The following is a 19,934-nucleotide window of genomic DNA, read 5'->3' on the forward strand; positions in this document are numbered from 1 at the left end:
GGTGAAAAAGAATCGAGATACCTTATGGCTGTGCCATCGGTCGGAGCAAACTCCTGAATTCGCTCATCTCATTGAAACGGTATTGACACGAGCTTAGCAGAGCCATGGATGATCCATTTTTGACCTTGGTTTAGAGTTACTGTCCCCATTTCTCAGAGTCGCCAATTCGCTAGGAGGCAGCCGACTGGCGGCCGCCACCTTTTTGGATTTACTACTTCGAGCCAGCAGAGACCTGGTCGCGTGTTTTCCACAGCGACAGCAGCACTCCGCCCAGCAGCAGCCCAAGTGTCACGCTCAGGGAAATGACCGCCGGAATCTTACCGATGATACCGACCAGGAAGATTTTGCCACCGATAAACACCAGCACCAGTGCCAGCGCGTACTTGAGGTAGGCGAAGCGGTGAATCATCGCCGCTAGGGCAAAATACAACGCACGCAGGCCAAGGATGGCGAAGATGTTCGAGGTGTAGACGATGAAGGGGTCTTGGGTGATGGCGAAGATCGCTGGCACGCTGTCCACGGCGAACACCAGGTCGGCACACTCGATCAGCACCAAAGCCAAGAACAACGGCGTCGCCCAGACCACGGACTTGCCGCTAGCATCAGACTGACGCACAAAGAAGCGCCCTTCATGCAGTTGTTCGGTCACCCGCATGTGTTTGCGCAGGAACTTCACCAGCAGGTTATCGCTAAGATTAGGGTGGGCATCTACTTTGCTGAACAGCATCTTCACTCCGGTGAGAAGCAGGAAGATGCCGAACACATAGAGAATCCAGCTGAACTCGGCGATAAGCGCAGCACCTAGGCCGATCATGATCGCGCGCAGCACGATGACACCCAGAATGCCCCAGAACAGCACCTCGTGCTGATACTTACGCGGGATTGAGAGGAAGCTGAAGATCATCGCCATCAGGAACACGTTGTCCATCGACAACGATTTCTCGATCAGAAAGCCGGTGTAGAAATCCATCCCGGCGTCTCCGCCCTTGACTTGCCAGACCCAGAGGCCGAACAGCAAGCCAGCCGTGATATAGCCAGCAGACAGCAGCAGACTTTCAGTAACGCCGATTTCTCGCTGCTCACGGTGGAGAACCCCGAGGTCGAAGACCAACAGGCCCATCACGATGCTTATAAAAACCAGCCACAACCAAGTTGCTGTGCCGAGGAACTCGGCCAGGAAGAACGGTTCTAGGGCAGTCATGAGCCCCTCCTCTAAGTGTCGAAGTTATACAAACTGCAACTCCGACATGGCAGCGGTTAGCTGTCAGAGGGGCCCGGCATTGCGATTTAAAATCTAGAGAGACGCGCGGAATTTCTCAATCTCGCAAGGGTTGCAAGGTGTTTCAAGTACGTAGGTCATACTGGGAGTCGGAACATCGAGTCTTACTACTGTCGCTCGCTTGTAAGCCCACGAAAAATCGAGCATTGACATGAGCATAGCGGGGCTCAGGATACCGGAGTGATGTTTGCCTCAAGGCGAACAACCCACCTCGCGCACCGCTATTCCTGCTCCTCTGATTTCTACGAACGGAATCGGCTCTATCCCACATAAACAAACGTTATGGCGCACAGGGCCTGGGATCGCACCTGCGAAATCCCGCCCAAGGTGTTCGTCATCAATTTGTAAGGCTTGCTGTTCCAGTTATCCAACGCGCCTGCGGGGTGTAGTCGGAAGTACGTCAGATTTGACGGAGACTTCCTACTGCCAAGAGTCGGGCACTCGCTCCGGACGTACATTCTTGAGAACGCTCATGAGTGTGCTTGAAGATTTTCAGGTCGCTGACACACACAGAATGATTTTAGCGTCTGCGACGACTACCATTGCCCGGCCTGAAGCAGCTATTGGAATAGAATCAAAACCTCGGGCTACTCCGACCAGCAATTACATATCACCCATCAGCATGCGTTTATGAATCCTGAGCGCGTTTAGTCAGATGTACACTCGCAACGGTTTTTGTCACTTTGATCTGAGCGCCTGATATCCCGGATGCTTACTGCTGGAATGTACTTTAAGCGCAGGTCGCAAGACACAATTGCTCGGGCAACAACTCCGAAGGCCATCCGCCCGAACAACTGAAAGCTTCCAGACACATAGTCCGGTTGTCCTCGCACCAGCAGACAAAGACGCCCCGCTGACTCAGGGAGGCATGATTGAATGTCCAGCACCGTTCCTTCACTTCATTTGCCCATCGCCCCTCTAGCGAACACTCAATGATCGAGTAAAAGCCAGCGTTGGTTTTCTCTCGCGCAATCACTCGAAACATTCGGTTGTCACACCTGGCTAAGGCCGAGCTTATTTCCTCACCGGCAAACAGGTTAGAGAGTGCGAAAATCTCAATCTGGTCGAGGGGCATCTGAGTCAATTCATTTAGTCAGCGCGCATGGGTTGCATAGCCGAATAACAGCCGACTTCAAGATTTTCCTCCAAGATCGTAAGCCCGGGCGATCAGTTCGGCCACTTCATCACGGCGAACGGTCGAAGCCTTACTCGAGTCAGGTACCACCGTTGTGATACGACCTTGCGCAACCAAAACCTTGGCAGCTTCACCCCACTCTGCCCGGGTGACCAGTTTGCTCGCTTCGAACGCCGGCCCGCTTTTCATCCAGCCGTTGGAAACGACAATCTGGGCTTGATCAAACAATGGGGAATCCGCCGGCAGGTCTGTGAAGCCAACGCGTTTGTCGACCTTCATCTCACCGGCCAACGTCATCTGCAACGTGTTAGCTAACTCGCCTCGGGTAATGGCACGGGCCGGCTCAAAGGCATTTGCCTCGTTACAGGTCATCAGCCCCCGGAAAACCACCGCCCGCACCGCATCGGATGTTTGATTGGCGGGGATGTCGGCGGGTACGTTTTTTTGCGCAGGTCTCAATCTCGCATCAACTGGCGTGACATCCAGATTCACGCCCTGTGCAGTGTAGTTGGTCAATGAGTCATAAGTCTTGCTGTGTGCAACAAAACCTGCGGCCTTGGTGAAATCAAACCGGTACCCGTAATGGTATCCATTGGCAGGATTGTATCTAGTCATCAACCCCGATTGATGGGTAGCTGTGTTGTCCGCGAGACCATACAGCACCGCCCGGCGCATCGCCGCCACTGCCGATAGGTCTGTAATCAGTTGGTTACCCACCAGATACTCATCACCCGGCTTGATGACCTCCTTGCCTTCAGCCGGTAAGACTGCATTTGTCGAAAGGTTGTAATGATCGCCGTTGCCCAGCATCGCGAGCTGCACGTTATGCAGTTCAGTGCCGTAGACGCCGAACCGCTTGGTCGCATGGCTGGCATCCATCACCGTCAAATAACCTTCGCCAATGACCACGATCTGACCGTCAGGCTTCACCCACATGGCGGTGTTGGTATCCAATCCGAAACCCTTGCTACGCGGGTTGTCGACCAGATAACTGGCCATGCGCGCGGTTCGCCCGGTACTGGTCTCTTCGAGCTGATCCAGGTGTTGATCGATTATCCCGCCCTTGAACAAGCCAGAACCTTTGAGCAATGCCGCACCACGCTGCCCGGCAGACTTCGCTACACCGAAGTCCAACGTGTCCATGACAACCCCGTAAGCCGTCGGCATCTGTGCGCCGAGAATACTTGCCCCCGCGCTCGTGCCACCGATGACTCCGCCCTGCTCATACACTTTGCGCACGGCTTGCATCGCCAGCGAATCACTCCCATCAGCGTTAAACAACGCTTTGGCAATTCGCGCCTGATCGCCGCCCACAAACCACACGGCACTTGCCTCAGTGATCGGCCTGACGGCCTCGGGGTCATTCATTGTTTGTACGTAATTTTTGCTGTCGATCGACGCAATCGTGACGTGAGAAGCCGGCACACCCAACGCCACCAGCTCGGCTTGAAAGCGCTTACTTGAACCCAGGCTGCCACTGGCAGTGGGGAAAATCACAATCTTTGCCGCATCAGACCCGCCCGCCAGATCCACGAATTTGTGATATACGGGCAAGTTGCTAGCCCTCAGCATGCCCCCCACCGCCAGTAAATGGCCATCCGCGAGCACCGACGTCGCTGAAGAAGCGATAGCCAACGCGACCAACACCCTGCCCTTTCTCACTTTGCTCATCCGCATTTGCTCTTTTTGTGGGGAGAACATAAATGGCTTCACAGCCGATCCTGACAGCGCCAATCTGAAAATTTTTCTATCAGATTGACCACAAACGAAAGCTTATACGCCGCCTTTTTTGGCTGATCAAGGTCTAGGATCTGGATTAAAAAACGACTTCCAAGCAACAACAATCGATTTAATCGTTTTATTTCAATTACTTACAAGACAAACAAGATCAATTTTTCACCATGCAGTATGAGGCTACTATTTTCTTGTTTTACATTTCATGAAAATAATTGTTTCATTACTGCCGTGGTGGCTCCCGATTCAAGTCAAGCGCCATACCTGCTCTTCGATCCGTTCTACTTACCCTGATACCCGCTATAAGGAGTCGCACAATGAAATTAATCACACTTCTAGGCGCCGTGGCGCTGACTGCCATGAGCGCCTTCGCGATGGCAGAAGAACAGACACTGCGCATCGGTATCGAAGCGGCCTATCCACCCTTCGCGTCCAAGACAGCAGACGGCGCAATCACCGGTTTCGACTACGACATTGGCAATGCGCTATGCGAGAAAATGGCGGTCAAATGTGTATGGACAGAGCAGCAGTTCGACGGCTTGATTCCATCGCTCAAGGTACGCAAGATCGACGCGATCCTCTCCTCCATGTCGATCACGCCCGATCGTCTTAAATCGGTCGATTTCAGCAAAAAGTACTACCACACCCCTGGCAAGTTGGTGATGAAGGCCGGCACTGTCGTCAACGACCCGCTGGTTGACCTCAAAGGCAAGCGGGTGGGCGTGCAGCGCGCGTCTACCTACGATCGCTATGCAAGTGACAAATTCGCCGCGGCGGGCATTGAAGTCGTGCGCTACGGCTCCCAGGGTGAAGCGTTCCTTGACCTAGCCTCCGGACGCCTGGACGCCACCCTCGCCGACATCGTCAACATCGATGAAGGCTTCATCAAAACCGACGCAGGCAAGGGTTTCGCATTGGTAGGCCCGGACTTCACCGATAACAAATACTTCGGTAACGGCGCGGGTATTGCGGTACGCAAAGGCGATTCGGCAACTGCTGAAAAACTGAACGCCGCCATCGACGCCGTTCGCGCAGACGGTACTTATCAGAAGATTCAGAACAAGTACTTCAACTACGATATTTACGGCGGCTGATCACCTGAGCAGGAGTCGTTTTTTAGCGATTCCTGCCTGCCTTCTTCAGGAAATTTGCATGGAACACATTGAGCACTTGCTACCCTGGGGCAGCCCGGGTATCGAACGACGTCTGTCGGTTTTTCGTTTTGGTAGCGGCCCTCGCAAAGCCTACATTCAGGCATCGCTGCACGCGGATGAATTGCCAGGCATGCGCGTTGCGGTCGAGCTGAAAAAGCGCTTACGCGAGCTGGAGCAAGAAGGTCGGCTGAACGCGACGATTGAACTGGTTCCGGTGGCAAATCCCATCGGGTTGTCACAGATGTTTCAAGCCACTCATCAGGGGCGATTCGACTTTGCCAGTGGCAAGAATTTCAATCGGGATTTCCCGTCACTCGGGGAACCGGTGGCTGCCCGGGTTACCGGACGCCTGAACGCAAAGGCCAAGGATAATGTGGAGGTCATCCGAGCAGCCATGCACGAAGTGCTGACCGAGCTGCCTCAAGCGAACTCCCCGCTTGAAGGGTTGCAAAACGCCTTTTGTTGACTCACGCCTGTGATGCGGATCTGGTGCTTGATCTGCATTGCGACTTTGAGTCCATTCTTCTGCTTTATAGCCTGCCACAACTTTGGGAATCACTTGAACCATTGGCAAACCGCCTCGGCGCCGGCGCGGCTTTACTGGCTGAAGCGGCCGGTGGTGACTCCTTTGACGAAGCGTGCTCCGTCCCTTGGCTCCAATTGGCCAGGCAATTTCCAGACACATCCATTCCGATGGCTTGCATGGCGACGACCATAGAACTGGGCGGCATGACGGACACCGGTCACGTCGCTGCCCAAGCCCATGCAGAAGCAATTCTGGCGTACTTGGGTGACCTGAAGATGATCAGCGGCGACTGGCCAAAAATGCCCCCCTCGTACTGTGAAGCCACGCCATTTGCAGGGGCGCAGTATGCTTATGCACCACACGCCGGGGTCATTTCATTTCTGGAACCATTGGGTGCAAGGGTAAACAAAGGTGACGCGCTATTTGAAGTCTTCGATCCAATCACTGACCGTCATACACGCGTTTGCGCTACCACCCACGGCGTGCTCTATGCCCGTGAGCGCCTGCGGTTTGCCCAACCCGGCCTGTGGCTAGCCAAGGTCACAGGCAGCGACCCCATTCGTCATGGCCGCCTCTTGACCGATTGAGGCGGCACTCCCGTGATTTCGCTCGCTTCAGATACACTGGGGCAACTGATCGACAGGCCGGCCCAACTTATGCTCCAACCTACTCGCAATGCCACCGTTTATACAGCGCCCATCATGCGCAACCTCGCAGAGGCTGCACCCGATTTGCAACCGTCACTGCGCAAGGTGGCTGACTTCATCCTGCGTCATCCACTGAAGGCCGCAACCCTGACCATCGAAGAACTGGCCCAAGAGTCTATGACTTCGCCGGCAGCAGTCAATCGGCTTGCTCGGGCGATAGGACTGAAGGGCTACACGCAATTAAAAGTAGAGCTGGTCGCTACGTTGCAAGACATGGTTTCGCCCGTCGACAAGTTGCGCAATGAGATGGCCCACCGGCCCTTGGGGGAATTCGGTTTGACCGAGCAACTTCAAATCGCAACCAGCAACCTGAGCACGACCAACACCAACAACTCCTCAGAAGTGTTCGAAGCCTTTGTCAGTGCACTCATCCAGGCGCGTAAAATCTACATCCTTGGTTTTGGAAACAGCGCCTACATGGCAGGACTTGCCGCCTCCAACCTGATTCCCTTCATTGCCGATGCGCAGGCAATCAGTATGGAAGGTGGCAACGAGAACGCCGCCTATCGATTGGCATCCATCACACCCGCTGACGTCCTTCTGGCGATCTCGCTGCCCCGTTACTCCCAAGACACACTGCAATTAGCGAGATTTGCCAAAGAACGGGGAGCCTCGGTGCTAGCCATCACCGACTCGCCAGCATCGCCTTTGGCCAACATCGCGCATCACGCACTGTTTGCTGCGGCGAACCATCCAGTACTCATCAGCTCAAACTCGGCTGTTTTAGCGTTGATCGAGGGCTTGGTTGCCGCCGTCATGACGCGAAATAAGGAAGCAGTCAGGCTCTCTGCCGAGCTAACTGAAAGTGTGCTGTCCTACCTGCATGTTTCTGCGAATAGCAAGCCAAGCTCGAAGAGAAAGCCGCTTAGCCGTTAACACCTGTGAAAAATGGCCGTCGCGGCACAGTTTACGCTCAGCAATGTAACTTCAGTGGCGAAAGCTCGGCGAGTGAATTGGTCGCGATAGCGATGACCGTAAGGATAAGGTCGTTTGTGCGCAATTGCATGGACTTTACCACTCATTTGCATTGCTGTTGACCAACCGTTTGCGTTCGACTTGAGCAGAGCAAACAGTAGTGACATCCGGCAAAGAACGACACTTTTCAGCCCTTCGCGACAGGCAACAATCGGCCCAGAGTGTGTAAAAACGTATTCGATCAGCAGCATCGTAAGGCGCTGGGTCAAACCACGTTCTGTGTAGATGCCCGACAGACCGGAAACCATCGACTGATGGGATCGTCTAAAACCAGTACTCGTTCATTTTCGAAAGAAACTCTGGGTTAACCGGCGCGCTGGATGCTGAGCCGATGACCGAGTCAATCCCACACTTCGGACACAAAGCGGTGGTATCCAGATCGACCCACTCTGTGATTTCTGCGGACGAAAACACACTTAAGCAGTAAAAACAGCCACAACGATCACTTGCTTCAATTTGGGCTCGGTGATTTTTACAAAGTCGGTGCGCTGAAATTACATCCATGGGTAAACTCTTCAACTCCAAATTTAGTAGCATATCGTGCTTACGTAAGAGTACGTGAAGACCCGGCTAACGTTGCTATGATTGCCCAAAGTGTTAACGCAGGATTGCCCATGAAACGTTTCATTCAAGGTGAGCATCGCGGACAAAGCACTTTGCTTCCCGGAAGTCTTGACGACTACGTCAGTGACACAAATCCGGTGCGAGTAGTCGACTTTTTCGCCGCCCCCCCCCATGCCCAAGCCTCCAGATGGAAAATGTGTTTTGCCGCCCGGCACTGTCGTTGGCATCACCAGAGACTATGAATACTCAGCTCAGGTGAAGGCGCTCCAAACCTCAGGGGTGGTGTTCGAGAATTCACTCTCCGATTTAACAAGCTTACAAAAACTCGCTGCTCGGCGTTTTCAGGCGGTATTGGTGATGAGCAATGACCTTGAGGCCAGAAATCAAAAGGCCATACAGTCGGGCACTGAGGATTTAGTGCGCATCGCCTTCAATTGCGGAATGCTGGACTCCACGATTGGATTTAGCTTGGCCCATCCGGACGGATCGCGAGCGCTGGAGATGTATGACGAGAGCTATCGACGCATCTAGGCCAACGGCGCCCTCAAGGATATTCACATGCGCTGGTTTCCTTAGCTTCATTGGCCTTGACAATACGACTGCGGTGTTCGGAAGCAACATACTCTAGGTAACCATCTCAAGCTTCAGGGGACTCGGTCATCGCCACTCCTTTGCGCCCCAGTTGTTTAACGCCGTACATTGCCTGATCCGCTGCTTTCAGCAGCGAACTCAGACTTTGGCCATGATTGGGACACAGAGAGACTCCGATACTGCACCACAGTGTTAGCTCTCCTGCGCTTGTCGCTACTGTCTGCGCAATGGCTTCCAGTACCCTCTCAGCGTACTGCTCAGCACTCTCTGGATTGATAAGATCCGTGATCAGAATCACGAATTCATCTCCACCGTAGCGTGCTACGGTGTCACAAGAACGCGTGACCTGAAGCATGCGATTGGCGACTGCCTTGAGAACCTGGTCACCAATCTCATGGCCATACTTATCGTTAATGTCCTTGAAATGATCGAGATCGATCAACAGAACGGCAAACGCAGTCCCACTCGCTTTCCAGTCTGAGAACGCCTGATCAAAACGATCGGCCAAGAGGTAGCGATTCGGCAATTGGGTTAGAACATCATGGGTTGCGAGATAAGCCGAGCGTTCATGTTCAACCTCTGCTCTTTCGATCGCTTTGAAATGCCGAATCAACATTACAGGCACAAGCACGAATGCCCCCGCGAGAACCGCAAGGACTATCAATGTTTCCACTGTCAGAATATCGCCCAATCGCAACTGACGCTCAAACAACAAGGTCATCGGTTGAGAAACACTCCTGATCTCGACTCGGTCAGATAGAGCCGGTAATAGGAGGCGATCCAGGATACAGGCTTGCTCGGTCTGAGTTGAAAAGACATTGCTTTCAGTTCCTGCAGCAGTTTTCAGAACCGCACTGACGTGAACCAGGGGGTCGACGTTTGCATAATTCACCGCATCCTGTAGCGAACCCGTCTTGATCAAAAGCAAAGACACCATCTTGCTGCCAAAGAAATTGGGGCGGGTGTTCTCTCGATCCTGTTCAGGACGACTGACTGACTGCATCAGAATGTAAGCGTCCCCCCCCTCATACATTGAGAAAACAGGCGATACGACCGGCTTCTGATTATTGTGTGTTCGAGCTAACGCATAGGACAGATAGGCGACGGTTTCTAGCTTGACGCCATAGATCGAACTCGATTCTGGGAGTAAGGGGTACATGAACAATACAGGCCAAGTCTCATTGAGATAGACCTGATGTTGCGCAGGTTGGTGAGTGAGACTCGGAAAGTCCTTGAGTTGAAAGTCTGGACGCCAAGTACGGCGCAACAGATCTTCAAAAGCTGCCTGTTCGGCGATGGGTACCGCCCGCGCCGCCTCAAGCATGTAAATATGAGGGTAAGCGGCTAAAACGACAGCCGCATACCGGGCCGTAGCTTCCGTATCGCTCTGATCGACGGCCTGAAGAAATGCCGAGAAACCCGCCAACACAGCCTCATTAGTATCAAGCTGATTGCGCACGATGCCGGAAATATTCTGCACGTATTCCGAGAAACGCTTTTCTCTACGTTCAGTCTCGGACTTCAGCAGTAACAGGGCCGAAAAACCAACCAAGCCGACAGCCAGGATAATGAACCCTGCCAGGGAGCTGCGCCGCTTAGTAAACATCACTTCCACTTTCCAAGGCACAGAGGGAGAACCGTGCCTTGGCTAGTAATGTTGAAGCCAAGCGAAATTGGGGGTGAATGACCGATGACATACCGATTTGGAGGTCGTCTAGTATTGAAAATAATTCCAAAGGGATCATATCTGATGCGCATATTTGCGATTGAAAAATGACGCCGCGTAAGGTTATCTCCTCAAAAATGGCGTAGTAGGCTTTCGGATTCATGCTCAGCACTGCGTCTCCCCTTTCGCATGTACCCGAAAGAAAACCTTTCGAGCCCCATTTGCATGCTTCCTACGCGATCAACACTGCAACGAAACTCACTATAGGGCAATTTGCCAGTATCCGCTGTGCCAAGTACAAGGCTTTCGGTTCGAGTTCAGGCGTTTTTGAGGGTAAACCCCAAGTGAAAGCTAGTGCCTGCTTCAGTGCTATCAACGGTTACACAACCGCCATGCAGTTGCATAATCGAACGAACAATGGCCAATCCCAGCCCCCCAGAGTCGTCGGGCTGATTACGTGATGGGTCGCACCGGTAAAAGCGCTCAAACAATCGTGGCAGATGTTCGGCTGCTATCGGCTCGCCGTAGTTGTGCACCGTGATTTTGAGCGAGTCCTCCGAAATCTCGCTGCTGATAGTCACTGCAGAGGCGGGAGTTGCGTAGCGCAGCGCATTAGCCAGCAAGTTGGCCAATGCTCGGCGGATCAACCCTGGATCCCCCAGCAACTGATCCTGGGTCTGGTTTATCAGTTGCACATCTCGCTCTTGCGCCACGCCTTCGAAATACTCACATAGTTGCTCAATGAGATCGTGCAGGTTGATTTGCTCGAATTTTACGCAAGCGTTTGGCTGCTCGGTGCGAGCGAGAAACAGCATGCTGTCGATCATGCGGGCCAGCCTTTCATACTCTTCCTGATTGGAAACCAACAAATTCTGATAGTCCTCGATAGAGCGACTGCGCCTCAGAGCTTGCTGGGTATGTCCCATCAGGTTGCCAAGCGGGGTTCGCATTTCATGGGCGAGGTCTTCCGAGAAGCGTGAAAGCTGGGCGAATCCGTCCTCAAGGCGTGCAAGCATCTGGTTGAGGGCACTACAGAGCAGTTTGAGCTCATTCAGTTCATTGAACTCGTCCAACCGCAGATGCAGATGCTGCACATCGATTCCAGCGGCGCGCTTGGCCAGCAGGCGCACAGGGTGCAAGCCTCGTTGACTCACCCACCAGCCGAGTGCGAAAGCCAACAGCGCGCCGACTGACATGGCCAGCCAGAGCTTGAGTCGGTAGGCCCCCAGCATTTGTTCGCGCTCACTCAACAACTTGCCGGCGATCAGGGTCAAACCGCGATCACCCTGCGTGACATCCTGCCAGGCAAGCCGCACTGGCTCGGAAGAGTGATCGTCAACGAGGCGAGCGTGAGGGGCAGCCGGCAACTTTGGAAACGTCATACCCACTGGGTTGATTTCGATCAACACCTTGCCGGTGTGATCGACAATCCATAGCAGACTGTCGCGATTGCCCAACATGTTTTCGTAGAGCTTGGGCCGACCTCTCAGTTGCTCGATGCTGTCGCTATCGCTGATCAATGCTTGCATTCGCTCCAGGCGCCCAAGCAGGGCCTGATCATCGCGCCAGGCAATCTCTCGCTGTAACGATTGATAAAGATAAAAACCAATGGAGCCCAGTAAAAGTGCGCTGACCAAAGCGAACATGATCGCGAGGCGCAGGCTCAGGGTGCGCGGAAAGAGATTCAAGATTGCACCTCAAGCATGTAACCGATACCACGCACTGTGTGTATCAACTTGAGCGAGAATGGATCGTCAACCTTGGCCCGCAGGCGACGGATAGCGACATCGACCACATTAGTGTCACTGTCAAAGTTCATCTGCCAGATCTGTGAGGCAATCAGCGATCGCGATAGCACCTCCCCTTCTCGACTAAGCAGCAAGTGCAGTAGGGCGAACTCCTTGTTGGTCAGGGTGAGGCGCTCGCCGTTGCGCGTTACCTTGCGTCGCAGCAAGTCCAGGCTCAGGTCACCAGCCACAAAATGCTCCACCTCGCGAGGCGGGCCACGGCGCAGTAACGTGCGAACGCGTGCCAACAGCTCGGCATAGGAAAAGGGTTTGACCAGATAATCATCGGCCCCCAACTCCAGCCCTTTGACCCGATCATCAACTGAATCACGTGCGGTGAGAAACAGTACTGGGGTCTGCCACTTACGCCGGATGATTTGAAGCAATTGCCAGCCATCCAACCCCGGCATCATGACATCCAGAATGATCAAATCGAACTCACTCTCCTGTGCCAAATGCTGGCCATCCAGCCCATCAAGGGCGACCTCTACGACATAGCCCGATTCAGTCAGGGCTTTGCGCAGGTAATCCGCCATTTTCGTTTCATCTTCAACCACCAGGATACGCATTTTTTCCTCCAGGACTGGCGCACAGGCTAGCCCGCCTCGCTGATTTCTCACATTACATATTGGTAATCAGGAGGTAATCATTCTGACGGAGCGGGCTGGTCATGATGTCTGGCAATGACCCAGACAGACTCAACCAACCAAGGAAACAGCATGCGTAAAAGCCTATCGACTTCATTGCTGATCACACTCGCAATGAACTCTGCGTTCGCCGTTGCAGCTCCGGATCAGGTTGCGCAGCGCCAGGACGTGTCACTTGCAATGGCCAACGATTTGCTAACGGCCGCGCTGACCGCCTGTCATGCCGATGGCCGCACAGCCGTTGCCGCAGTTGTCGACCGTGGCGGCAATCTGGTTGCCGTGCAACGCGATGACAATGTCGGCCCGCACAACACGTTAGCCGCGCAACGCAAAGCCTATACCGCCCTGTCGACCAAGACTTCGACGGGGTTGTTAGCTGAGCGCGCTCGCGCTAATCCAGATGCTGAAAACCTCAACACCCTTGATGAGTTGTTGCTACTCGGTGGAGGCGTGCCATTGAAGTTCGATGGTCAGGTCATCGGCGCCATCGGTGTGGCCGGTGCGGGTGGCGCTGCACAGGATGAAGGTTGTGCAGAGGTCGCTATCAACAAAGTTTTACCTGCCGTTAAAAACTAAGGAGATCACCATGACTGTATTGAAGAGCTTCTTCGCTGGCGCTGTATTGAGTGCCCTTTCAGCGTTTGCATCAGCGGCAACAAATCCATTGAGCGTGCATGTACTCAATTTGCAGGATGGCCTGCCCTCCCCTGGAGTCAATGTCACGTTGGAAAAGCAGGATGGGAAAAACTGGAACATGCTCAACAGCGCGGCAACCAACGAGCAAGGTCGTATCACCGGGCTGTATCCGGAAGGTCGGGGCCTGGAGAAAGGTACCTACCGTGTCACCTTCAAGACTGGTGAGTGGTTCAAGTCGCACAAAACGTCCAGCTTCTTTCCGGAGGTACCCGTCATTTTTGAGGTGGACGGTACCGTTCCTCACTATCACATCCCGTTGCTTCTCAGCCCTTACGGCTTCTCTACATACCGAGGAAATTGATCGTTAAGCGATACCAAATGGATACCGCCCCAAGGTGAAGACAGCCGCCCCCTGCTCAAAAGGGCGGTACTGTCGATTAATTTTTCGGCATCAAAACCTTAAGCAATGACCACGCTCACTCCTTAGGCTTGGTTCACGTTTCAGGGGGGGATGCCGGTGACAGCACCCTTCTGATCCTCGACCATGAACTGCAGGCCACTGATCGCCCCACCCGATTGATCATGCCTAGACAAGGCATGCGGTGGATTTCAAGGCGCAAAGAATAGCGTCCATCCTCAGTGTGTTCCTGTACAGACTTGATACAAACCTATACAAGACCATGAAATTCGCACAAGACTGATCAGCAGGCGGTGACGCCTTACTTTATCGATGAATGCCCGTTCTGCGCGCTATAGATCAATGACCTGCGCAGAGGCGGCAATGAGTCACAACCGCTATTTATTGGTATCCGTTGTGATCGGATTGAGCCCGCGCCTTGACGCTCTCGTGCCGCAGACGTTAGGCATTTAGGCGACTAAAATCACTTGAGGTGCAATCCGCGCGCCCCTTTCAGTCGGATATCGAGTGCTCTGCCGAGAGTGCAAAAGCTACGTAAACCAATAGTCTATTGCAGGTGCGCAATCCCCTACCCGATCAGCGCATTGCTCGCGATCAACATGCTTCCCTCGTGTTCAATTTTGAATTTTCTTGTACAATCTTCATATCGCTGTATAGGTTTTGCGTTGGATTGATGAAAGTGCCAAGCAGTCCATAGCCACTGAGGTTCGTATGTTCAACTCGCAAATCAAAAAAGAACTGACCATAAGCAAGCAGCGTTTGGCTGTCTGCGAAGCCACCCTCGCAGCATTAGGTGGCTCCATGGCTCTGATTGAGTTCCAACCTGATGGCACGATCCTCGGCGCCAATCACAATTTCCTAAGCGTTATGGGCTATCGCCTTGAGGAAATTCACTCCCGGCATCACCGCTTATTCTGTACACCGACCTACGCCAACAGCGTCGCTTATCAAGGTTTTTGGTCACGCCTGAGTAATGGTGAGTCCATAAACGACCGCTTCCTGCGCTTGGACAAACAGGGGCGTGAGATCTGGCTGGAGGCTAGCTATAGCCCTGTTCGCGACGCCTCTGGACGGGTGATTAAGGTCGTCAAGATTGCTACTGATGTCACTGCCCGGGTACAGAAGGAACAAGAGCAGGAAAGTCAAATCAACGCGATTAACCGTTCCATGGCAACCATTGAGTTCAACCGGCAGGGAGAAGTCATCAGTGCCAACGAGAACTTCCTTGCAGTGATGGGTTACCCCCTCGATGAGATTGTTGGCAAGCACCATCGTTTGTTCTGTGAGCGTAGCGAAAGTGAATCCAACGAGTATCGCCAGTTCTGGGAGCGCCTGAATCACGGTGAATTTTTCTCCGGTAACTTCAAGCGCCTCAACAACCAGGGACAAACCGTCTGGTTACGTGCGACTTACAATCCGGTGTTCGACGCCAGCGGCAGCCTTTACAAAGTAGTTAAGTTTGCGAGCGATATCACGGTTCAGGTTCTCCAGCAGGAAACTGAGTCACGAGCAGCACGCATGGCTTACGAGACTTCACTGAAAACCGACAATACAGCGCACGAAGGCGCGCGAGTTGTGCAGGAGACCGTGGATGTCATGCAAAGCCTGGCTGGCGAATTGAATCACGCAGCCGAAGGTATCAATGATGTCAGTCAGCAGTCGGAAGTAATCAGCAGCATCGTGCAGACCATCCGTAGCATCGCCGAACAAACGAATCTTCTTGCGCTAAACGCCGCCATCGAAGCCGCTCGTGCCGGAGAGCAGGGTCGAGGTTTTGCGGTGGTTGCTGACGAAGTGCGCAATCTGGCTTCGCGCACAAGCCAGGCCACCATCAAAATTGTCGAGGTGGTGCAGCACAATCGTTTATTGGCCCAGGGGGCAGTGGCCAGGATGGAGGCGAGTAAAGGCAAGGCAGAACAAGGAGTCAAATTAGCCGGTGAGGCTGGTCAAGTGATCCTGGATATTCAGGATAGTGCTCGCCAAGTCGTACACGCGATCAGCAATCTCTCGTCGACATTGGCACGATGATTCAGCCTTGCGGCTTGAGCAAAATCCTGGTTTGACCGACACATTGATGGTAATTGAAAAATAGGTTTTGAATGAACGAAAAATCACAACCAGTCCCTACTTGTAGGGCCTGCAGGAATGGCAAAGAACTGGATTTTGAGTTCAGTATGGCGTTCCAACCAATCGTAGATCTGCGCGACAACAGTATTTTTGCATATGAGGCTTTGGTACGTGGTTGCGATGGCAGTGGTGCCGCTGCCATTCTTGGAAAGGTGAACGAGAAGAACCGTTATGCCTTTGACCAAGCATGTCGAGTCAAGGCTGTTGAGCTTGCTTCGCGCTTACAAATACCCTGCTTTGTCAGCATCAATTTCTTACCCAATGCGGTATATCAAGCAGCCACGTGCATTCGTGCGACACTTGAAGCCGCACGCAGATTTGGATTTCCCACCGAAAGACTGATTTTTGAGATCACCGAAAACGAAGAACTGGTGGATAAGGAACATCTAAAAAGTATCATTCGAGAATATCGTCTTAAAGGCTTCAAGACAGCGATAGATGATTTCGGCGCTGGGTACGCGGGGCTCAATTTGCTGGCGGAGTTTCAACCCGACATCATCAAACTGGACATGACCTTGGTACGTAGCATATGCACTGACCCGGTGCGGCAGGCAATCGTCCAAGGCATACTAGGTGTATGCAAAGCGCTCAATATTGAAGTTATTGCAGAGGGCGTAGAGACCAATACTGAATTGCAGAAGTTACTAGCTCTGGGCATTAACTACTATCAGGGCTATCTGTTTGCAAAGCCCGAATATGAATCGCTTCCAAACGTGAAATGGCCGCCTCTGAACGTTGACTAGGGATAAGGCACCCTAATTTTTTATACATCAAAGCGATCAATACTCTGAGTCTTTTGCGGAGAATCTGTCTGCTCACAGCATTACTCGGATTGCTCCATTTCCTTTGTGCTCCCCTTGAAACCGCACCGCCTAGATCGTCGACGTTGAACACCCACTGTCATGTACTTTCAACTCGACCACTGACAATTTCAGGTCTAAGACGGCACCTTGGAGGTCGCGTTTTAGATCTTGCTCTGAATTATTGAGGCCCATCACCCCCTTCTCTATTTCCCTGCCAAGCCAGATGCCCTAGCCTCCATGCAATCTACGGCAGACGTGCTCCCCAGACTGATACCGTCCTTGACGGAATACTACGCAATGTAAAGACGGCAATCTTCAATTCAGCTCAATAACCTCACAAAAATGACGGCAATAGCGGAAGTAATGGCACAATAGCCAAAACGTATGTCTTTTTGTAGAGAATTAACCTTGCGTACAACCCAAACGATTACGCCTGTTGAGCAAATTTTTCCTGCCCAGCAGCGCTTAATATCAGCTACTGATTCCAGCGGTAAAATCACCTACTGTAATGATGAGTTCGCGAAAATTAGCGGCTACTCCCGTGAGGAGCTGATCGGTAGCCCACACAATTTGGTTCGCCACCCTGACATGCCACCTGCCATTTTTGGGATGATGTGGAGCTACCTGAAGGCCGGAAAAAGCTGGATGGGCGTCGTAAAAAATCGCTGTAAAAATGGCGATTATTACTGGGTCAATGCGTACGTCACTCCCATTCTCGAAAATGGCCATCTAGTCGGCTACGAGTCCGTAAGGGTCAAGCCGACTCGCGAACAGATTGAGCGTGCACAAACACTGTATCAGCGGCTTCGTGCCGGCAAAAAGGCCGTACCGAAAAGGCGCCACTATGCCGCTTTTATGGGCAGGCTGATTGTCCCGGCAATTGCGGCACTGGCAGCTATCGGAGTGGTTAACACGCTGCCGAATCTGCTGGCGCAAACAATAATCGCCATGCTCTTTCTAGCCATTGGATTGTGGACTTATACGCGCGAGGTTAACCAACTCCATCTAATCATTAAGAGCGCTCCTGACGCTTTCAGCGATCCGATCAGCGCCCTCACTTACAGCGATACATACGGCCCTTCAGCGCAACTGGAAATGGTGCTGGTCAGCGAAGATGCTCGCCTTAAAACCGCCTTAACTCGGCTGAGCGATCTGGCTAACCAGGTGACTGAAGCTGCTGCACACTCCTCATTGCTCTCTAACCAAACCGAGCATGCCTTACTGGAGCAGAGGGCCGAAACAGACATGACTGCAGCGGCCATGACTGAAATGGCGGCATCAATCGGTGAGGTGGCGGTGCATGTTCAACAAACCGCAATTGAAGCGCAAACGGCGAATGAACTAGCAGAACAAGGCGACAAAGTCGCCGGCACCACCAGAGAGGCGATTCAGCTTCTGGCTAGCACGGTAACAAACATCAGCACTGCGGTGGATAAACTCGCCAATGAAACGCAGCAAATCATGACTGCTGCTGGTGTGATCCAATCTATTGCGGATCAAACCAACTTGCTTGCGCTCAATGCAGCAATTGAAGCGGCTAGGGCTGGTGAACAAGGCCGAGGCTTTGCTGTGGTCGCTGATGAAGTTCGCGCTTTGGCCAGTAAAACCCGCGTGTCTACCCAACAAATTCAGAGTGTTATTGAAACCCTTAAAAAGGGTGCGGATGACGCAGTGAGTATTGCCAGACACGGTATCCGCGAGGCAGATCACGGCGTGAAACAAGTTATAGAAACTCAAGGAGCGCTTCAAGGTATTCGCCAAGCGGTTGAACGCATTAGTGGCATGAGTCAGCAAATGGCTGCCGCGTCAGAAGAACAGGCGCATGTCGCCGAAGATATTACTCGGCAGATCAACAACGTCGCAGGGACGGTTGATAGAACAGCTAAAAATGCTAACGCAGCAGTCGCTCGTGGCGGTGAGCTTGAAACTACTTCACGTGGTTTGCGAGCCCTGGTTGAGCGCTTCAACAGGTAGCTCTACCCAGGGGAGGGAGCGGTTTGATTATCAGCCTAATTAATGGAGCGGCATTGCTTTTGGCTTTGTGCTGGATGCACGCTTTCATTACGCGACGTTGGGACAAGCGCAGCACAGCCATCCAAATGGTTTTGGGGCTGCTATTCGGTGCTATTTGTTTGATTAGTATGCTGAACCCCATCTCCCCAGAGCCCGGAATGTACTTCGATGGCCGTAGCGTAGTTCTGAGCATGGCCGCACTATTTAACGGGCCACTCGTGGCGTGCATTGCCGGCCTAATCGCCGGCATTTACCGAATATGGGTGGGCGGCAGCGGTATGGCGTTTGGCCTGGTGGAGATCGGTCTATCCATACTATTTGGCCTGCTTTACCGGCACTACTCCTTAAAAGGTAAGCTTACTATCGGCCCTTGGCAGCTTTGGGTTTTAGGCCTGTTAATGCAAGTTTTAGATATGCTTCTGTTGCCCGCAGCACAAGCATCATCCACCCAAGAACAGGCAGCTGTTCCCTTACTGCTGGTCATGCCAGTTGCGACAGTCATACTAGGTTTGATGCTCAAGGAGATCGAGCAACGCAAACGAACAGAGCTCGCCCTGGAACTTAGGGAGTCACGCCTACGTGCAATCACAGAGGCGATCCCTGACACCCTATTGGTGTTGGATGAAGATGGACTCTATCTAGAGGTGACCCCTTCCAAGAAGGAGGCGCACAGTGATGTCCTGACCGCACGCATTGGCCAAAGCGTGCACGATGTATTGCCTCAAAACGAAGCCGAGCGTTTTATGGAGCTCATTAGACAGACCTTGGCCAGCGAGAGACCGCAACGTATCGAATACATTCGACAGAGTGCAGATGGCATAAAGATACTTGAAGGTCACGCCCAGCGCCTGGATATTCAACTCAATGGTAAGCAGGCAGTGGTGGTAATCGCCCGCGATGTAACTCAGCGGGTCGATGACGAGCATGAGTTGCGCATCGCGGCCGCCGCTTTTGAAACGCAGCAGGGCATGATCATCACCGACGAGTTCAACCGCATTCTGAGAGTCAATCAGGCCTTTAGTACAATCACCGGTTACAGCACCGAGGAAGCTGTTGGACAGCGAACAAGCCTGCTCAGTTCTGGTCGCCAGAGTCTGGCGTTTTATCAGTAAGCGTCCAGCCAACACACCTTCCGAACTCCAGCATTAAGGGCGATGGTGTCCGCGTATTTT

General features: G+C 52.9%; 13 protein-coding genes and 5 pseudogenes. 13 read left to right on the forward strand and 5 right to left on the reverse strand.

All coding sequences use genetic code 11. The annotated features are described in order from the left end of the window. Window positions 1-211 precede the first annotated feature (211 nt). Window positions 212-1,201 (reverse strand): TerC family protein, encoded by a 990-nt coding sequence (locus tag Q7W83_RS29325; RefSeq protein WP_473658483.1) that lies wholly within the window; start codon window positions 1,199-1,201, stop codon window positions 212-214. Between the two features lie 1,210 nt (window positions 1,202-2,411). Next, the gene (locus Q7W83_RS29330) at window positions 2,412-4,115 is read right to left on the reverse strand and encodes a cyanophycinase (protein WP_473658485.1); all 1,704 of its coding nucleotides are present in this window, start codon (window positions 4,113-4,115) and stop codon (window positions 2,412-2,414) included. A 350-nt stretch (window positions 4,116-4,465) separates the two neighbouring features. Here Q7W83_RS29330 and Q7W83_RS29335 point away from each other — a divergent pair, with 350 nt between their 5' ends. The 5 genes and pseudogenes from Q7W83_RS29335 to Q7W83_RS29355 all read left to right on the forward strand — a co-directional run bounded on the left by Q7W83_RS29335 (window position 4,466) and on the right by Q7W83_RS29355 (window position 8,605). Further along, window positions 4,466-5,242, forward strand: a complete 777-nt coding sequence (locus Q7W83_RS29335) for an ABC transporter substrate-binding protein (RefSeq protein WP_473658487.1) — start codon at window positions 4,466-4,468, stop codon at window positions 5,240-5,242. A gap of 58 nt (window positions 5,243-5,300) precedes the next feature. Continuing rightward, window positions 5,301-6,415: pseudogene (locus Q7W83_RS29340) on the forward strand (succinylglutamate desuccinylase/aspartoacylase family protein). 69 nt (window positions 6,416-6,484) lie between these two features. Then, window positions 6,485-7,411 (forward strand): MurR/RpiR family transcriptional regulator, encoded by a 927-nt coding sequence (locus Q7W83_RS29345; protein ID WP_473658506.1) that lies wholly within the window; start codon window positions 6,485-6,487, stop codon window positions 7,409-7,411. Window positions 7,412-8,124: 713 nt separating this feature from the next. After that, window positions 8,125-8,232, forward strand: a pseudogene (locus Q7W83_RS29350) (hypothetical protein); the annotation flags it as partial. Window positions 8,233-8,275: 43 nt separating this feature from the next. After that, window positions 8,276-8,605 carry a hypothetical protein gene (locus Q7W83_RS29355; protein WP_473658489.1) on the forward strand — a complete coding sequence of 110 codons (330 nt, stop codon included), beginning with the start codon at window positions 8,276-8,278 and terminating at the stop codon, window positions 8,603-8,605. 106 nt (window positions 8,606-8,711) lie between these two features. Here Q7W83_RS29355 and Q7W83_RS29360 read toward each other — a convergent pair whose 3' ends face one another. From Q7W83_RS29360 to Q7W83_RS29370, 3 genes are all read right to left on the reverse strand, one after another. After that, on the reverse strand, window positions 8,712-10,271 hold the full coding sequence (locus Q7W83_RS29360) for a diguanylate cyclase domain-containing protein (protein WP_473658491.1): 1,560 nt from the start codon (window positions 10,269-10,271) through the stop codon (window positions 8,712-8,714). 377 nt (window positions 10,272-10,648) lie between these two features. Beyond that, complete coding sequence (locus Q7W83_RS29365; RefSeq protein WP_473658493.1) at window positions 10,649-12,019, reverse strand: heavy metal sensor histidine kinase; 1,371 nt, start codon at window positions 12,017-12,019, stop codon at window positions 10,649-10,651. Beyond that, complete coding sequence (locus tag Q7W83_RS29370) at window positions 12,016-12,687, reverse strand: heavy metal response regulator transcription factor (protein ID WP_473658495.1); 672 nt, start codon at window positions 12,685-12,687, stop codon at window positions 12,016-12,018. Before Q7W83_RS29370 ends, Q7W83_RS29365 begins: the two co-directional genes overlap by 4 nt. A gap of 150 nt (window positions 12,688-12,837) precedes the next feature. Between Q7W83_RS29370 and Q7W83_RS29375 the strand changes: the two genes are divergently transcribed. The 8 genes and pseudogenes from Q7W83_RS29375 to Q7W83_RS29410 all read left to right on the forward strand — a co-directional run bounded on the left by Q7W83_RS29375 (window position 12,838) and on the right by Q7W83_RS29410 (window position 19,874). Further along, window positions 12,838-13,341: a GlcG/HbpS family heme-binding protein gene (locus tag Q7W83_RS29375; protein ID WP_473658508.1), complete on the forward strand. Its 504-nt coding sequence runs from the start codon at window positions 12,838-12,840 to the stop codon at window positions 13,339-13,341. Window positions 13,342-13,351: 10 nt separating this feature from the next. Then, on the forward strand, window positions 13,352-13,762 hold the full coding sequence (gene uraH, locus Q7W83_RS29380; RefSeq protein ID WP_473658498.1) for a hydroxyisourate hydrolase: 411 nt from the start codon (window positions 13,352-13,354) through the stop codon (window positions 13,760-13,762). Window positions 13,763-14,620: 858 nt separating this feature from the next. Further along, a pseudogene (locus Q7W83_RS29385) lies at window positions 14,621-15,301 on the forward strand (PAS domain-containing protein); the annotation flags it as partial. Between the two features lie 111 nt (window positions 15,302-15,412). Next, window positions 15,413-15,847: pseudogene (locus Q7W83_RS29390) on the forward strand (methyl-accepting chemotaxis protein); the annotation flags it as partial. A gap of 71 nt (window positions 15,848-15,918) precedes the next feature. Next, entirely contained in the window at window positions 15,919-16,689 is a 771-nt protein-coding gene (locus Q7W83_RS29395; RefSeq protein WP_473658500.1) for an EAL domain-containing protein, read from the forward strand. A 444-nt stretch (window positions 16,690-17,133) separates the two neighbouring features. Further along, a pseudogene (locus Q7W83_RS29400) lies at window positions 17,134-17,439 on the forward strand (PAS domain-containing protein); the annotation flags it as partial. Between the two features lie 165 nt (window positions 17,440-17,604). Further along, on the forward strand, window positions 17,605-18,723 hold the full coding sequence (locus Q7W83_RS29405; RefSeq protein ID WP_473658510.1) for a methyl-accepting chemotaxis protein: 1,119 nt from the start codon (window positions 17,605-17,607) through the stop codon (window positions 18,721-18,723). Window positions 18,724-18,746: 23 nt separating this feature from the next. Further along, complete coding sequence (locus Q7W83_RS29410) at window positions 18,747-19,874, forward strand: LytS/YhcK type 5TM receptor domain-containing protein (RefSeq protein ID WP_473658502.1); 1,128 nt, start codon at window positions 18,747-18,749, stop codon at window positions 19,872-19,874. Window positions 19,875-19,934 lie beyond the last annotated feature (60 nt).

This window comes from Pseudomonas sp. 300 (assembly GCF_055803035.1).

Bases quoted from the DNA above. Each gene is read 5' to 3' on its own strand.
- Q7W83_RS29325 (WP_473658483.1), bottom strand. From the start codon at position 1,201: ATGACTGCCCTAGAACCGTTCTTCCTGGCCGAGTTCCTCGGCACAGCA.
- Q7W83_RS29330 (WP_473658485.1), bottom strand. From the start codon at position 4,115: ATGTTCTCCCCACAAAAAGAGCAAATGCGGATGAGCAAAGTGAGAAAG.
- Q7W83_RS29335 (WP_473658487.1), top strand. From the start codon at position 4,466: ATGAAATTAATCACACTTCTAGGCGCCGTGGCGCTGACTGCCATGAGC.
- Q7W83_RS29345 (WP_473658506.1), top strand. From the start codon at position 6,485: ATGCTCCAACCTACTCGCAATGCCACCGTTTATACAGCGCCCATCATG.
- Q7W83_RS29360 (WP_473658491.1), bottom strand. From the start codon at position 10,271: ATGTTTACTAAGCGGCGCAGCTCCCTGGCAGGGTTCATTATCCTGGCT.
- Q7W83_RS29370 (WP_473658495.1), bottom strand. From the start codon at position 12,687: ATGCGTATCCTGGTGGTTGAAGATGAAACGAAAATGGCGGATTACCTG.
- Q7W83_RS29375 (WP_473658508.1), top strand. From the start codon at position 12,838: ATGCGTAAAAGCCTATCGACTTCATTGCTGATCACACTCGCAATGAAC.
- uraH (WP_473658498.1), top strand. From the start codon at position 13,352: ATGACTGTATTGAAGAGCTTCTTCGCTGGCGCTGTATTGAGTGCCCTT.
- Q7W83_RS29395 (WP_473658500.1), top strand. From the start codon at position 15,919: ATGAACGAAAAATCACAACCAGTCCCTACTTGTAGGGCCTGCAGGAAT.
- Q7W83_RS29405 (WP_473658510.1), top strand. From the start codon at position 17,605: ATGGGCAGGCTGATTGTCCCGGCAATTGCGGCACTGGCAGCTATCGGA.